The organism is Nocardia puris (genome assembly GCF_036051655.1).
Classification (GTDB): Bacteria; Actinomycetota; Actinomycetes; order Mycobacteriales; family Mycobacteriaceae; genus Nocardia; species Nocardia puris.
The window spans coordinates 6,992,913-7,006,347 of sequence record NZ_CP107943.1 but is presented as its reverse complement, the minus strand read 5'-3'; the positions used below and the strand labels follow the sequence as shown (position 1 = coordinate 7,006,347).

At 70.7% G+C, this 13,435-nt stretch carries 13 protein-coding genes; 6 read left to right on the top strand and 7 right to left on the bottom strand.

Going from position 1 to position 13,435, the window contains the following annotated elements:
* Positions 1-302 precede the first annotated feature (302 nt).
* The 3 genes from OHB21_RS32505 to OHB21_RS32495 all read left to right on the top strand — a co-directional run bounded on the left by OHB21_RS32505 (position 303) and on the right by OHB21_RS32495 (position 3,280).
* Positions 303-1,901, top strand: coding sequence for an MFS transporter (locus OHB21_RS32505; protein WP_228788474.1), 1,599 nt, complete (start codon positions 303-305; stop codon positions 1,899-1,901).
* A 69-nt stretch (positions 1,902-1,970) separates the two neighbouring features.
* The gene (secG, locus tag OHB21_RS32500; RefSeq protein WP_067509540.1) at positions 1,971-2,204 is read left to right on the top strand and encodes a preprotein translocase subunit SecG; all 234 of its coding nucleotides are present in this window, start codon (positions 1,971-1,973) and stop codon (positions 2,202-2,204) included.
* A gap of 101 nt (positions 2,205-2,305) precedes the next feature.
* Positions 2,306-3,280, top strand: coding sequence for a LysR family transcriptional regulator (locus OHB21_RS32495; RefSeq protein WP_067509538.1), 975 nt, complete (start codon positions 2,306-2,308; stop codon positions 3,278-3,280).
* On the opposite strand, the gene OHB21_RS32490 is transcribed toward OHB21_RS32495, so the two are convergent.
* From OHB21_RS32490 to OHB21_RS32470, 5 genes are read right to left on the bottom strand one after another with little or no spacing between them, the layout of a single operon-like run.
* Positions 3,215-4,039: a carbohydrate ABC transporter permease gene (locus OHB21_RS32490; RefSeq protein ID WP_067509536.1), complete on the bottom strand. Its 825-nt coding sequence runs from the start codon at positions 4,037-4,039 to the stop codon at positions 3,215-3,217. The genes OHB21_RS32495 and OHB21_RS32490 overlap by 66 nt on opposite strands.
* Positions 4,029-4,973: a carbohydrate ABC transporter permease gene (locus OHB21_RS32485; RefSeq protein ID WP_084537688.1), complete on the bottom strand. Its 945-nt coding sequence runs from the start codon at positions 4,971-4,973 to the stop codon at positions 4,029-4,031. Before OHB21_RS32485 ends, OHB21_RS32490 begins: the two co-directional genes overlap by 11 nt.
* Positions 4,974-4,977: 4 nt before the next feature.
* Positions 4,978-5,826 carry a metallophosphoesterase gene (locus tag OHB21_RS32480; RefSeq protein WP_067509534.1) on the bottom strand — a complete coding sequence of 283 codons (849 nt, stop codon included), beginning with the start codon at positions 5,824-5,826 and terminating at the stop codon, positions 4,978-4,980.
* Positions 5,823-7,196, bottom strand: a complete 1,374-nt coding sequence (locus tag OHB21_RS32475; RefSeq protein WP_067509532.1) for an ABC transporter substrate-binding protein — start codon at positions 7,194-7,196, stop codon at positions 5,823-5,825. The genes OHB21_RS32480 and OHB21_RS32475 overlap by 4 nt, the downstream gene beginning before the upstream one ends.
* A 46-nt stretch (positions 7,197-7,242) precedes the next feature.
* Positions 7,243-8,346: an ABC transporter ATP-binding protein gene (locus OHB21_RS32470; protein WP_067509530.1), complete on the bottom strand. Its 1,104-nt coding sequence runs from the start codon at positions 8,344-8,346 to the stop codon at positions 7,243-7,245.
* 191 nt (positions 8,347-8,537) lie between these two features.
* Here OHB21_RS32470 and OHB21_RS32465 point away from each other — a divergent pair, with 191 nt between their 5' ends.
* On the top strand, positions 8,538-9,230 hold the full coding sequence (locus OHB21_RS32465) for a hypothetical protein (protein ID WP_067509528.1): 693 nt from the start codon (positions 8,538-8,540) through the stop codon (positions 9,228-9,230).
* 99 nt (positions 9,231-9,329) lie between these two features.
* A complete protein-coding gene (locus OHB21_RS32460) occupies positions 9,330-10,181 on the top strand; it encodes a LysR family transcriptional regulator (RefSeq protein ID WP_067509526.1) in 852 nt (283 codons plus the stop codon).
* Position 10,182: 1 nt separating this feature from the next.
* Here OHB21_RS32460 and OHB21_RS32455 read toward each other — a convergent pair whose 3' ends face one another.
* Positions 10,183-11,031, bottom strand: a complete 849-nt coding sequence (locus tag OHB21_RS32455; RefSeq protein WP_067509524.1) for an SDR family NAD(P)-dependent oxidoreductase — start codon at positions 11,029-11,031, stop codon at positions 10,183-10,185.
* Between the two features lie 53 nt (positions 11,032-11,084).
* Between OHB21_RS32455 and OHB21_RS32450 the strand changes: the two genes are divergently transcribed.
* Positions 11,085-12,071: an alpha/beta fold hydrolase gene (locus OHB21_RS32450; protein WP_067509522.1), complete on the top strand. Its 987-nt coding sequence runs from the start codon at positions 11,085-11,087 to the stop codon at positions 12,069-12,071.
* A 7-nt stretch (positions 12,072-12,078) separates the two neighbouring features.
* Here OHB21_RS32450 and OHB21_RS32445 read toward each other — a convergent pair whose 3' ends face one another.
* The gene (locus tag OHB21_RS32445) at positions 12,079-13,227 is read right to left on the bottom strand and encodes an acyl-CoA dehydrogenase family protein (RefSeq protein ID WP_067509520.1); all 1,149 of its coding nucleotides are present in this window, start codon (positions 13,225-13,227) and stop codon (positions 12,079-12,081) included.
* Positions 13,228-13,435: the final 208 nt, after the last annotated feature.

Below are 13,435 nucleotides of genomic sequence, written 5' to 3'. Positions count from 1 at the left end.
GATCGGGCGTCCGTTGTCGGTTCCCCTGATGCGGTCGGAACCGGCCCCCGCCCTTTCATCGAGCGCGGAGAGGTTCGGCTCGCGACCGTGCCGAAACGGTGAAGTACGGGGGAATTCGGAGTCGCCGCATACGAAGAAGAATCGGTCGTCGTCGCCCGTCGTGGCGGCGTGGCGCGGAGAGCGGATCGACGGATCGGCTATCTCGGATGACGGCCACGCGAATCCTGCGGCTTCCCCGCAGTGCGGGAAACCGGTTCGTTGCTGGGCGCGACTAGAGCGCGGGTCGAACTATGCTCGACCGAATGACCACCGCCGACGCGACGACTCCGCTGTCCACGTGGGCCCCCTTGCGGTCGCCGATCTATCGGGCGTTGTGGGTGGCGCAGCTCGTCTCGAATCTCGGGACGTGGATGCAGACGGTGGGTGCGCAGTGGTTGCTGGTGGACGAGCCGAACGCGGCGACGCTGGTGTCGCTGGTGCAGACGGCGATCACGTTGCCGGTGATGTTGCTGTCGATCCCGTCGGGTGTGCTGGCGGATCTGGTGGACCGGCGGCGGCTGCTGCTCGGCGCGCAGGCGACCATGGCGGTGATAGCGGCGGTGCTGGCGGTTTCGACCGCGCTCGGCAACACGACGCCCGCCGTGCTGCTGACCCTGCTGTTCTTGCTCGGCTGCGGGCAGGCGCTCACCGCGCCCGCGTGGCAGGCGATCCAGCCGGAACTCGTTCCCCGCGAACAGATCCCGTCGGCGGCGGCGCTGGGCAGCATGAACATCAATATCGGGCGCGCGGTGGGTCCGGCGGTGGCGGGCGTGCTGGTCTCGCTGTCCGGGCCGACGCTGGTCTTCGCGCTGAACGCGCTGTCCTTCGGCGGGATCGTCGCGGTTCTGGCGTTCTGGCGGCGCCCCGTGAACGGCAGCACCCTGCCGTCGGAACGCCCGCTGGCCGCCCTGCAAGCGGGCACCCGGTTCATCCGCGCGGCACCGGCGATCCGGCGCGTCCTGCTCCGCTCGATTCTGTTCATCGCCCCCGCGAGCGCGCTGTGGGCGTTGCTGCCGGTGATCGCCCGCGATTCGCTCGACATGTCCGCCTCCGGTTACGGCCTGCTGCTCGGCGCGCTGGGCCTCGGCGCGGTGCTGGGCGCGGTGAGCCTGACCCGCATCCGCACCCTGCTCACCCCCACCCAGCGGCTCACCGTGGCGGCGGTGCTGTTCGGGCTGGGATCGGCGGGCGCGGCACTGGTGCCGAACGCGGCGGTGGTGCTGATCCTGCTGCTCGGCGCCGGCCTGGCCTGGCTGCTGGCCATGTCGACCATGAACGCGACCATGCAATTGCTGTTGCCCGCGTGGGTGCGGGCGCGCGGCCTGTCGGTGTACATGCTGGTGTTCATGGGCGGCCAGGCCATCGGGTCGCTGGTGTGGGGCCTGGTCGCGGGCGCGATCGGCGCGGTCGGTGCGCTGCTCATCGCGGCGGCGCTGCTGGCGGCGAGCGCGCTGAGCAGCGTGTGGTTGCCGATCCGCGACGACGCCGAGATCCTCGACCTCACGCCCTCCGCGTTCTGGCCGGAACCGCAGTTGGTCGAGGAACCCGCGCCCGACGACGGTCCCGTCCTCGTGCTGCGCGACTACGACGTCCCGGCCGACCGGGTGGAGGAGTTCCTGGCCGCGATGGTGTTCGTCGGCCGCTCCCGCCAGCGGACCGGCGCGATGGAATGGCGGCTCTACCGTGACGTGGGCGTGGTCGACCGCTACGTGGAGGCGTTCGTGGTGCGCTCCTGGGCCGAGCACATGCAGCAACATCAGGTGCGGCTCACAGCCCAGGATCAGCTGCGCGAACGCGCGGTCGTGGAGTTCTCGGCGGGGGAGGACCGGATCACCCACCTGGTCGCCGTGCAGCGGCTGTGAACGCCTGTTCGCCCAGGGCGTGCGCCCCCGTTTCGCCGGATGCGCGACCCACCCCATAGACTTGCCCGCATGCGGATGTTCCTGGATATCCTCCTGATCATCACCAGCGTGCTGCTGGTGCTGCTGGTGCTGCTGCACCGCGCCAAGGGCGGAGGTCTGTCCAGCCTGTTCGGTGGCGGTGTGCAGTCGAGCCTGTCCGGCTCCACCGTGGCGGAGAAGAACCTGGACCGCGTCACCATCTTCGTCGGCGTCATCTGGCTGATCGCCATCCTCGGCATCGGACTCGAGATCAAGTTCTCCTGAGCGGCCACGGCCCGGCCACCCGGGCTGTCGCCGATGTTCGCTCGCGATTCATTCCCGGTTACTCGACACCGCTACGGTGACGGGCACGGGAAGGAGTCGGCATGGAGCTGCGGCATCTCGTTTCGTTTCTCGCCCTGGCCGAGGAGTTGCATTTCGGCCGCGCCGCCGGGCGCCTGCACCTCACCCAGCCCAGCCTGAGCGCCCAGTTGCAGAAACTGGAGCGGTCTCTCGGCGTCCAGCTGGTGGTCCGCAACTCCCACGAGGTGCGGCTCACCGCCGCCGGGCGGGAGTTCGAGGGCCAGGCCCGCGCCATCGTCGCCCAGCTCGACCGCGCCGCGGCCGTCACGAAGCTCGCGGCGGCGGGGCACTCCGGCAGCCTGAGCGTCGGCTACAACCTGCCCGCGAGCAAGCACGTGCTCCCGGACGTGCTCGCCCACCTGGCGCGCGAGCATCCGCACATCACCGTGTCGCTGTGGGAGAAGCGGACCGGTCCGCAGCTGGCGGCACTCGCCGACGGCACCCTCGACCTCGCCCTGGTCTACGGGCACCCCAGCACCGCCGCGTTCCGCTACCGCCCGCTGCTGCGCCGCATCCCGCTGGTCGCGGTGGTGGGCCGGACGCATCGCTGGGCCGGGCGCACCGGGGTGCGGTTCGCCGAACTGGCCGAGCAGCGGTGCGTGCTGTTCGCCCGCGACCAGTGCCCGGCCATGTACGACTCGATCTTCCGCGCGGCCGCCGACAACCGCATCGGCCTCGACGTCGCCCAGACCGCCGACGATCCCGGCGCGACCGCGCACATGGTGTCGGTGCGCCCGTTCGTCGGCTTCGCCTCCCTGCCCCGCGCCCGGTCGATGAATATGGGCGCGCCCGACAGCGGGGCGGTGGCGGTCAAACTGCTCGACCCCGTGCCGACGCTGGACCTGTTCGCCGTGTGGCGCGCCGAGGAGCACAATCCGGCGGTCGAGCTGTTCCTCGACGCGATCACCGCCACCCGCGTCGACGCGGCGCCGTCACTTCAACCCCGAGCGCACGAACGCGTGGACGATCTGGCGCTGGAGCACCAGATACAGCAGTAGCACCGGCAGGCACGCCAGCCCGGCCACCGCCATCATCGGCCCCCAGTCGTCGCCCTCGGTGCCCATGAAGCTGCGCAAGCCGAGTTGCAGCACGCCGTTGGACCGGCGCAGCACCACGGCGGGCCAGAAGTACTCGTTCCACGCGTTCACGAACAGCAGGATGCTCAGCGCCGCGAGCGCGGGCCGCAGGTTGGGCACCACCACGGTCCACAGGATCGACCACGACGAGCGGCCGTCGAGGCGCGCGGCGTCGATCAGCTCGCGGGGGAACGCGGCCATGTGCTGGCGCAACAGCAGCACCGCCAGTGCGGAGCACACCGTCGGCAGGATCACGCCCAGCAAGGTGTCGATGAGCCCGAACTGGTTGAGCAGCACGTAGTTCGGCAGCATCGTCACCTGGAACGGCACCAGCCACGCGCCCACGAACGCCAGGAACAGCACCCGCCGCAGCGGGAAGGTGTAGACGGCGAACGCGTAGGCCGCGAGCAGCGCGACCAGCAGTTGCGCCGCCGCCGAGACCGACGCCACGACGGTGGTGTTCACGAAAAGCTGTGCCAGATCGACCTTCCGAGCCGCGTCGGCGAAGTTCGCCACCGAGAGCGGCCAGGGCACCGGCGACAGCGACATCACGTCTTCGGGCCGCCGCAACGCCGTCGCGAACAACCAGTACACGGGAAACACGCAGATCAGCGCGATGATCCCGAGGACCAGGTGGCTGCCGAACCGCGCCGCGAACGCGCCGATTCGCTCAATCGTCATGGAACGACACCTTTTCCGAGAGCCGGACGAGCACCCCGGCGATCACGGCGAATCCGCCGAAGAGCAGAACACCCGCCGCCGCGCCGAGCCCGGCGTCGAAGCTGTGGAAGGCATAGTCCCACAACAGGTAGTAGACGTTCGTGGTCGCCTGCGCGGGGCCGCCCTGGGTCATCGCATCGATGAGCGGGAAGGTGAGCGTCGGGGTGAGCAGCACGGTGGTGAGCACCAGGAACAGCAGCGTGGGGGTGAGCAGCGGCAGCGTGATCCAGCGCCGGATCTGTCCGGAACTCGCCCCGTCGACGCGGGCGGCCTCGTCGTAATCCGGGTTGATCCCGGCCAATCCGGCCGCGACGACGAGCGTGGCGAAGCCCAGCAGTTGCCACCCGGTGATCGCGATGATGACCGGGTGCGCGGTGGTGGCGTCGTACACCCAGTTGCGCCCGGAGCCCAGCAGCCGGTCGACAGCGCCGCCGCCGGGATGCAGCAGCCACCGCCACACGGCCGCCGCGGCGACCGGCGCGACGAGGAACGGCGTGAAGATCAGCGCCTGATAGACGGTTCGGGCGCGGGCACCGACGCGCCGCCCGAGCAGCGCGAGCGCGAGGGGGAGCAGCACGGTGAACGGCAGCAGCCCGCCGATCAGGACGGCCGTGCGAACCAGCGAGTCGCGGAACGACGGAAGCTCCAGCAGCCGACGGTAATTCGCCGTGCCGACGGGTTCGGCGGGTGAGGTGGGCAGCAGGTTCCACGAATACATCGACAGCTCGACCGCCTGCACCAGCGGCCGGTAGGTCCACACCACCAGGAAGGCGAGCGCGGGCAGCAGGTAGAGGTAGGGCACGGCCGCCCGGCCCGCGCGCCGCAGCCGAGGCCGCGACGCCGGTGTGGCGCTCGGTGAATCCGGCTGCGCCGGTGGTGCTTCGAGGACGAACACCGGCTCACTCCCGCCCGGAACCGAGCGCGGCGAGTTGGTCGAGAACGACGCGCTCGTCGCGGTCGTAGACGGCGCGGGCGGGCGTGGCGTCGACCGCCGTCACCACCGCGGCCTCTTCCGTCACGTCGATGCGGCTGAAACCGCTCGCCGCGAAACCCCGGTGCCGTCCGGCGGGCGCGAAGGTGTCGATGCCGTAGGACAGCGCCGGACCGACCCACACGGGAACACCGGCCAGCGCTCCGGTGGCGGTGGCGTGGTTGTGCCCGCACACGATCAGCCGCACATCCGAGCCCGCGAGCACCCCGCCGAGGCCCTCGGGATCGCGCAGGCGCAGCAGGTCGGGCCCGGTGATCGGCGAGGGGATCGGCGGGTGGTGCAGCACCAGCAGCGTGCCGCGCGGTGCCGGGACGCGCAGTTCGGCGGCGAGCCGCGCGAGCTGTCCGGGGAGCAACCGCCCGTGGTGCAGGCCGGGAATCGTGCTGTCCAGCACGATGATCCGCAGGCCGCGGACCTCCGCCACGCTGTCGATCGGGGAGTCGGTGTGGGTTTCGCGGTCCAGCAGTTCCGCCGCGAACGCGACCCGCTCGTCGTGATTTCCCATGGCGTAGAGGACCTTCGCGCCGAGTTCGGCGGCGGCGGGCTCGATCAGCGCGCGCAGCCGCCGATACGCCTCGGGTGCGCCGTCGTCGGCCAGATCGCCCGAGAGCACCAGCGCGTCCACGGGTCTGCGGGCGGCCACCAGGCGGTGCAGGACGCGCCGCAGGGTGGCGTGGGTGTCGACCGCGCCGTGCACCAGTTCGCCCTCGCGGCGCAGGTGCGTGTCGGTGAGCTGGACGACCGTGACGGCGTTCATGCGGCCGGCAGCAGTGTCGCGCCCCGCACCTGGGCGGCGGTCAGCGTGGACTTCGGATCGGCGCCCTGGAAGACGACCGCTTCGACGGCCTCCATCATGCCGTCCCGGATCTGGAGATAGTTGTTGCCCGGCATGGAGATCCACGGCTCCATGGTCGCCAGCTGCGCGACATTCGGGGCCAGCAGCGGGTTGCGCGCCGCCCAGTCCCGCAGTCCCTCGGGGTCGTCGAGCAACCCGGTGCGCAGCGGCAGGTACCCGATGCCCTGCGAGATCCGCACGTACGCCCGCTCACTGGTGAGGAACGTGATCAGTTCCCACGCCGCGCGTTGCTTGGCCGCGTCCTCCGCCAGGACATACAGCGACGCACCGGAATTGGTGGGCACCGTCGGCTTGCCGCCGAAGCTCGGCATCGGCGCGGACCGCAGATCCCAGCGGTCCTTCGCCCCGGTGACGAATTGACCCTGGACGGCGCTGGTTTCGAGGATCATGCCGATCTCACCGCGCCCGAACGCCTCGTAGCCCTGCTTCTGGTTGAGCGCGGGCATCGCGCCGGAACGCACGAGATCCTGTGCCATGGCGGCGACTTCGACGGCGGCGTCGTCGGCGTAGGTGAGGGTGGTGCGGTCCTCGGAGATCACGCGTCCGCCGTTGGAGCGCACCAGCGACTGGAAGCACCAATCCTTGGCCGCCTTGGTGAGGCAGTCGATGTAGACGCCGTCCTTGCCGGTGCCCGCGGCGATCGCGGCGGCCGCGTCGGCCACCTCCTGCCAGGTCGCGGGCGGGCGGGACGGATCGAGGCCGGCCTCGGCGAACAGCGTGGCGTTGTAGTACAGCACCGGCGTCGAGAACACGAACGGCACACCGTAGGTCTTGCCGTCCCAATCCGCCAGCGTGCGGGCGGTGTCGGCGTAGGGGTGGCGTGCGCCGTCGAAGTTGCGCTGCACGGCCTCGGTGCCGAACAGCGTGTCCAAGGGCTTGGCGCGCAACTGGTTCACGGTGAAGTCGAGATCGCTGAACCCGAGCTGCGCGACGTCGGGCGGTGCGCCCGCGACGATCTGGCTCTGGATGCTGGAGATGGTGTCGGTGGCCGGATTGGGGCTGTTGCCCTGCGGTTTCCGCGGCGTCACCGTGATATTCGGGTGCGCGGCGTGGAATTCGTCGATCAGGGCGTCGAAGGTGTCGGTCCACGCGCCGGCCATGCCGTAGTTGTAGGACTCGAAGACGATCGAAACCTGCTGGTCCGGTGCGAGTTCGGGGATCGGGGCCGTCGCGTCGGCGGATTCGCCCGCGGTGGCGCCGAATCCGCCGCAGGCGCCCACCAGCAGCGCGGTCGCCAGGGCCAGGCCCGCGAGGGAGGCTGGACGTTTCACGGGAAGGTATCTCCTCGGTGTCGGAAAAACTTGGGGCAGTGAAGGTTCAGGCCACGGACAGGGCCGGGGATTCGGTGTCGATCCACTCCAGGCGCAGCCCGGATCCGGGATCGAACAGGTGCAGGTCGGCGGGCTCGGCGTCGAGCTGGACGAGGTCGCCCGCGCGCGGGCCCGCGGGACGCGGTGCGCGTGCGCAGATCCGGCGTCCGCCGCCGAGATCCACGTGCAGCAGTTCCTCGCTGCCGAGGTTCTCCACCAGCGTCACCCGTCCGCGCAACGCGCCCGCCGCGACCAGGCGCAGCCGCTCGGGGCGCACGCCCACGGTGACGGTTCTCGCCCGCTGCGCGCCCGTGATGCCGAGGGCGGCGTCGAATCCGTCCGCGACAGCGCGCAGTTCACCGTCGCGTTCCACGACAGTGGCGGCCAGCAGGTTCATCGGTGGCGCGCCGAGGAAACCGGCCACGAAAGTGGATCGCGGACGGTCGTACAGCTCGGTGGGCGAACCGATCTGGGCGAGGCGCCCGGCGTCGAGCAGGGCGATGCGGTTCGCCATCGTCATGGCCTCCACCTGGTCGTGCGTGACGTAGAGGAAGGTCGCGCCGAGGCGGTCGTGCAGGTCGATGAGACCGGCGCGCGTCGCGCCCCGCAGCTTCGCGTCCAGGTTCGACAGCGGCTCGTCCATGAGGAACGCGCCGGGTTCGCGCACCATGGCGCGCGCCAGCGCCACGCGCTGCCGCTGGCCGCCCGACAGCTGCGCGGGCCTGCGGCGCAGCAGCGGGGTGAGGTCGAGCGCATCGGCCGCACGGGCGACGCGGTCGGCGATCTCCGCGCGGGAGTGGCGCCGGGCGCGCAACGGGAAGGCGATATTGCGTTCGACCGTCAGGTGCGGGTAGAGGGCGTAGCTCTGGAACACCATGGCGAGGTCGCGGCGCTGCGGCGCGGTCTCGGTGATGTCGTTGTCGTCCAGGAGAACTCGGCCCGAGGTGGGCGTCTCCAGTCCGGCGACCAGCCGCAGCAGTGTCGATTTGCCGCAGCCGCTCGGGCCCAGCAGCACCAGGAACTCGCCGTCGGCGACGTCGAGCGACACCCCCGACACCACCTCGGCCTCGCCGTATCGCTTCGACACCGCGTCGATCCGCAGCCGCGCCATCCGCGTCCTCCTCGCTTGTTCGTCGAGTCGAGTTTCGGGGAGCGACGGGTAATCGCGGCGTGGCGATAGGCGTTGTCGATCGTGCGACAGACAAAGGCCGTGCCGACGCGCCGACCGCGGAGATCTTCGCGACGGTCTTCTCGCCGAGGCCGGTGGATCCGCACCGGCCGGTAGGGATGAGGAGTACCGAAATGAGAAGAAGTCTGGCCGCGACCTGCGCACTGCTGGTCACAGCGCTCGGCGTGGGAGCGGGCGCGGCGGGCGCCGCGCCGGAGCCCGAGGGCGTCGCGTTCACCGCGTCGGCCGCGGAGGGTGCGACCGTGATCACCACCGATGCAGGCTCGCTGATCGTCGAGGACGGCACGTTCAAAGTCCTCGCGGACGACGGGACTGTGCTGGCGGGCGCCGAATTGTCCTTCCGCGTAGACGACTTCGTATTTCCGATCGCCGCGGACATCAGCGGGCGGACCGCGACCCTGACGCCGGAGTTCGGCGTGGCGCACGCGCGGTACCACCCGGTGGCTCTGCCGTACGAGGACCAGGCGCCGTGGAAGTCGGAATACGAACGTGAGCAGGCCGCGTGGAGTCGCCTGACGTCCACCATCTCCATGGGGGCGGCGGTCGGCACACTCGTCGGCGGGCTCGGGGGCGCCGCCGTGGGCTGCGTGCTCGGCGGCATCGTCGGCGCTACCGTCGCCTCGGCCACTATCGTCGGCCTGTTCGGGCCGTTCATTCCCGCGGCTGCTGTCGGCTGCCTGGGGGGCGTTCTCGCCGTAGGCGCTCTGGGCACCGTCGCGGGGCAGATTCTGGTCACCGCGCCCGTCGCGATCATGGCAGCCGCCCAGTATTTCACCACGATCAACAGTCCGTTCCCACGGAAGTGAGCGCATTCGCGCGGTAACGGCTGCCCGGAGGGGGCGGCTGGGCAGCCCGGCCACCCCCTCCAGGAAATGCCTCTTGCGCACCATGTATACGCTGAATGCATGGATATCGAGCTGCGGCATCTGCGCGCATTCCTCGTGCTGTGCGAGGAGGCGAACTACACGAGGGCCGCCGCTCGCCTGCACATGAGCCAGCCCGCGCTCACCAGGACCGTCCAGCAGCTCGAACGGCTCGTGGAATGCCGTCTGGTCGAACGCACTTCGCGCCGCTTCGGCCTCACCGACGAAGGGGCCACGCTGCTCGAGCACGCCCGGCGCATCGTCGCCGACATCGATGCGGTGCGCGCCGAACTGCTGCGCCGCTCGGCGGTGGAGATCGGTTTCGCCTGGCTGCTGCCCGACGCCTGGTTCGCGGCGGTGCGCGAACGGTACGAGGCGCGCGGCGGGCGGCTGCGCCCGCGCCGGGTGGAGGACCCGATCGCCGCGCTGGACGCCCGCACCATCGATATCGCGGTGTACCGCAGGCATATTCGGTTGCCGAGCCGGTTCGCCTCGCGGGTGATCGCGACCGAACGCCGGGTGCTCGCGGTCTCGGCGTCTTCCGCGCTGGCGACCGGCGAACCCCGCACGTGGGCCGGTCTGGCCCACTGGCCGCTGGTGGTCAACACGGTCTCCGGCACCACCGACGCCGCGTCCTGGCCCGAGTCCGACCCCGTGCGCGAGGTCGTCACCTGCACCAACTTCGACGAATGGCTGGAGCTGGTCGCCGCCGGGCGCGGCATCGGCGTGGTGCCCGAACTCGCCCGCGTCCGCGCGCCGCATCCGGGCGTCGTCTACCGCGAGATTCCCGACGCGCCGCCGTCGCGCGTCCTGCTCGCCTGGCGCGCGAAACCCGAACCGCCCCGGCCGGTCCGGGATTTCCTCGGCGTGGTCGACGCCGTCTGCGCCGGATAGCTCAGCCGGAGCGCGGGATTCGCCCGTCCACGTCGGTGAATCCGTAGGTGTCGGCGAGATCGGCGACGCGCCAAGCCTTTCCGGTGCGGGATAGTCGATCCGGGTCGGCCGCCAACGCGGCGACCGCGCGCCCCGGGAAGTGCGGGGACTCGGCGGCGGCCAGATCGAAGGTGCCCTCGCCGGGCAGTGTGACCAGTCGGCGTCCCTGCGCGTCGGCCGGAACCATTTGCAGCAGTTCGGTGTTCACGATGCCGGGCCACAGGGAGACGGCGGTGACGCCGGTGCCGGTGAGGTCGTGGGCGAGGTCGGCCGTGAGCCGGTCCAGCGCGGTCTTGGCGACGCCGTAGACGGCGTTGTGCATATAGCGCTGCGAACCGGGGGAGGAGATGTTCACCAGCAGCCCGCGCGAGGCGATCAGCAGTGGCGCGGCGAAACACGCTGCCGCGTAATGGGATCGGACGCCCACGTCGAAGGTCTCGTCCCACGCCGAGGGCGGCACCTCCCAGAACGGCTTGCCGAGCCAGCGCGCGGCGGCGGGGGAGTTGTAGACGTTGTTCACCAGTACGTCGAGGCGGCCGCGCTCCTCGCGCACGCGCTCGAACAGGCGTTGGACCGCGTCGTCGTCGCGGTGGTCGCAGACGAACGGCACCCCGGTGCCGCCCAGCGCGTCGATCTCCTCCGCCGTCGCGTGCACCGTGCCCGGCAGCCGTCCGGCGGCGGCGGACCGGCCGGTGACGTACACCGTGGCGCCCGCCGCGCCCAGTTCCAGCGCGATGCCCTTGCCGATGCCGCGGCTCGCGCCGGTGACGACCGCGACCCGGCCGTGCAGATTCCCAGGTATTCCGCTCACAACTCCGGGACACTACCGTGAATGTAGAACAGGTTCTAGATTTGGAGGCACCGGTGGAACTGACGCATCGGATCGTGGAGACCAACGGCATCCGGCTGCACGTGGCGGAGCAGGGCACGGGGCATCCGGTGGTTTTCTGCCACGGGTTCCCGCACACCTGGTTCATGTGGCACCGCCAACTCGCCGCCGTCGCGGCCGCCGGGTACCGCGCGCTGGCCCCCGATCTGCGCGGATATGGTCGCACCGAATGCCCCGACGACGTGTCGGCGTTCACCAACGCCGCCGTCATCGGTGACCTGCTCGGCCTGCTGGACGACCTGGGGGAGCCGCGCGCGGTGTTCGTGGGGCTGGATTTCGGCGCGGCCCTGGTGTGGGAGCTGGCGCTGCGCGCGCCCGAGCGGGTCGCGGGCCTGATCGTGCTGAACAACCCGTACGCGCCGCGCCCGCCCCGCGCGCCGTCGCAGTTGTGGGCGAAGGCGGCGCAGCGCCACTTCCTGCACCTCGACTATTTCCAGCGTCCGGGCGTGGCGGATGCGGAGCTCGGTGCGCGGCCTCGGGAGTTCCTCGCCCGGGTCTACCATTCGCTGAGCGCCGACTACCACTACCTCGATACCTGGCGGTTTCCCGCCGAGGGCACCGGCTACCTCGACGTGCTGCCGGACGCGCCCGCGCTACCGTGGCGCTGGCTCTCGGAGTCCGAATTCGACACGCTGGCCACCGAATTCGAACGCACCGGCTTCACCGGCGGCCTGAACTGGTATCGCAACCTGGACCGCAACTGGGAACTCACCGCCGACTTCGCCGACGCGAAGATCACCGTCCCCACCTACTTCCTCTACGGCGACCGCGACCCCGACATGGAAGGCTTCAGCGGCCGCGACCCCCTCGGCACCCTCCGCGCCCACGTCCCCGGCCTGCGCGCGGTCACCAAGATCGCCGACGCGGGCCACCTCGTCCAACTGGAACGTACCGACGAGGTGAACCACCTCCTCCGCACCCACCTCGCCGACCTCGTCCCGGTCGCCGACCGGACCGCCTGACGGCGGGCTACAGCGACCGCGCGATCAGTTCCTTCATCACCTCGTTGGCGCCGCCGTAGATCCGCTGGGCGCGGGCGTCGGCGTACATCCGCGCGATCGGATACTCGAGCGTGAACCCGTAGCCGCCGAACAGTTGCAGGCAGCGGTCCAGGACCTCACCCTGCACTTCGGTGGCGTGCGCCTTCGCCATCGACGCCGAGGCGGTGTCGAGCTCGCCGCGCAACCAGTCCATGACGCAGGCGTCGACGAAGGCACGGGTGGTGCGGGTGAGCGTCGCGCAGCGCGCCAGCTCGAAGCGGGTGTTCTGCATCGCGAACAGCGGCGCGCCGAAGATGTGGCGTTCCTTGGTGTAGCGGACGGTGAGGGTGAGCGCCTCCTCGGCCACCGCGAGCGCGCTGTCGGCGAGCAGCAGCCGTTCCCTGGCGAGCTGGGTCATGACGTAGCCGAAGCCGCGATCGGGTTCGCCGAGCAGATTCGCGGCGGGCACCCGCATCGCGTCGAAGAACAGCTCCGCCGTGTCCTGGGCGTGCAAGCCGATCTTGTCGAGGCGGCGGCCGACCCGGAATCCCGCGGTGCTCCCGGTCTCGACCAGCAGCAGCGAGATGCCCTTCGCGCCCGCGCCCTGCCGGGTCTTGGCCAGCACGATCACCAGGTCGGCCTGGGTTCCGTTGCTGATGAACGTCTTCGCGCCGTCCACGAGGAAGTGGTCGCCGTCGCGGACCGCGCGGGTGCGCAGCCGCTGGAGATCCGAGCCGCCGTCCGGTTCGGTCATCGCGATCGCGCCGATCGCGGTGCCGGCCGCCATACCCGGCAACCAGCGTCGTTTCTGTTCCTCGTTGCCGTAGGCCAGCAGGTAGTGCGCCACGACGCCGCTGTGCACCGCGTTGCCGATGCCGAATCCCGTTTCGGTCAGTTGCAGGGGCGCGCGGAACACCGCCAGGTCGTGGGCGAGGGTGCCGCCGCCACCGCCGTACTCCTCCGGAATCGACGCGCACAGCAGCCCGGCCGCGCCCGCGCGCTGCCAGAATTCGCGGTCGACGTGGCCCTGGTCGAGCCAGCGCTGCCGATGCGGCAGCGCCTCGCGGGTGATGAAACGCCGGGCCATCTCCGCGAGCGCGGCGACTTCGTCGTCCACCCAGGGCGAACGGTGCTGCATGGTGAACCTCCAGCCTGTCGGGTGTGGTCGACGCTCTCCGAAGCGCGGTTGTAGTCATTCTAGTCACCATTGACTTTCACCCCTGGGACGCTAGTTGTCCAGCCCCGCTTTCCAGCTCATGCGCCAGTAAGTGCGGTGATCCCTGCGGATTCGGCTCTTCAAGTCGACCTAGCAACCATTGCCCACCGCGGGGAGTCGGTGCTACGGT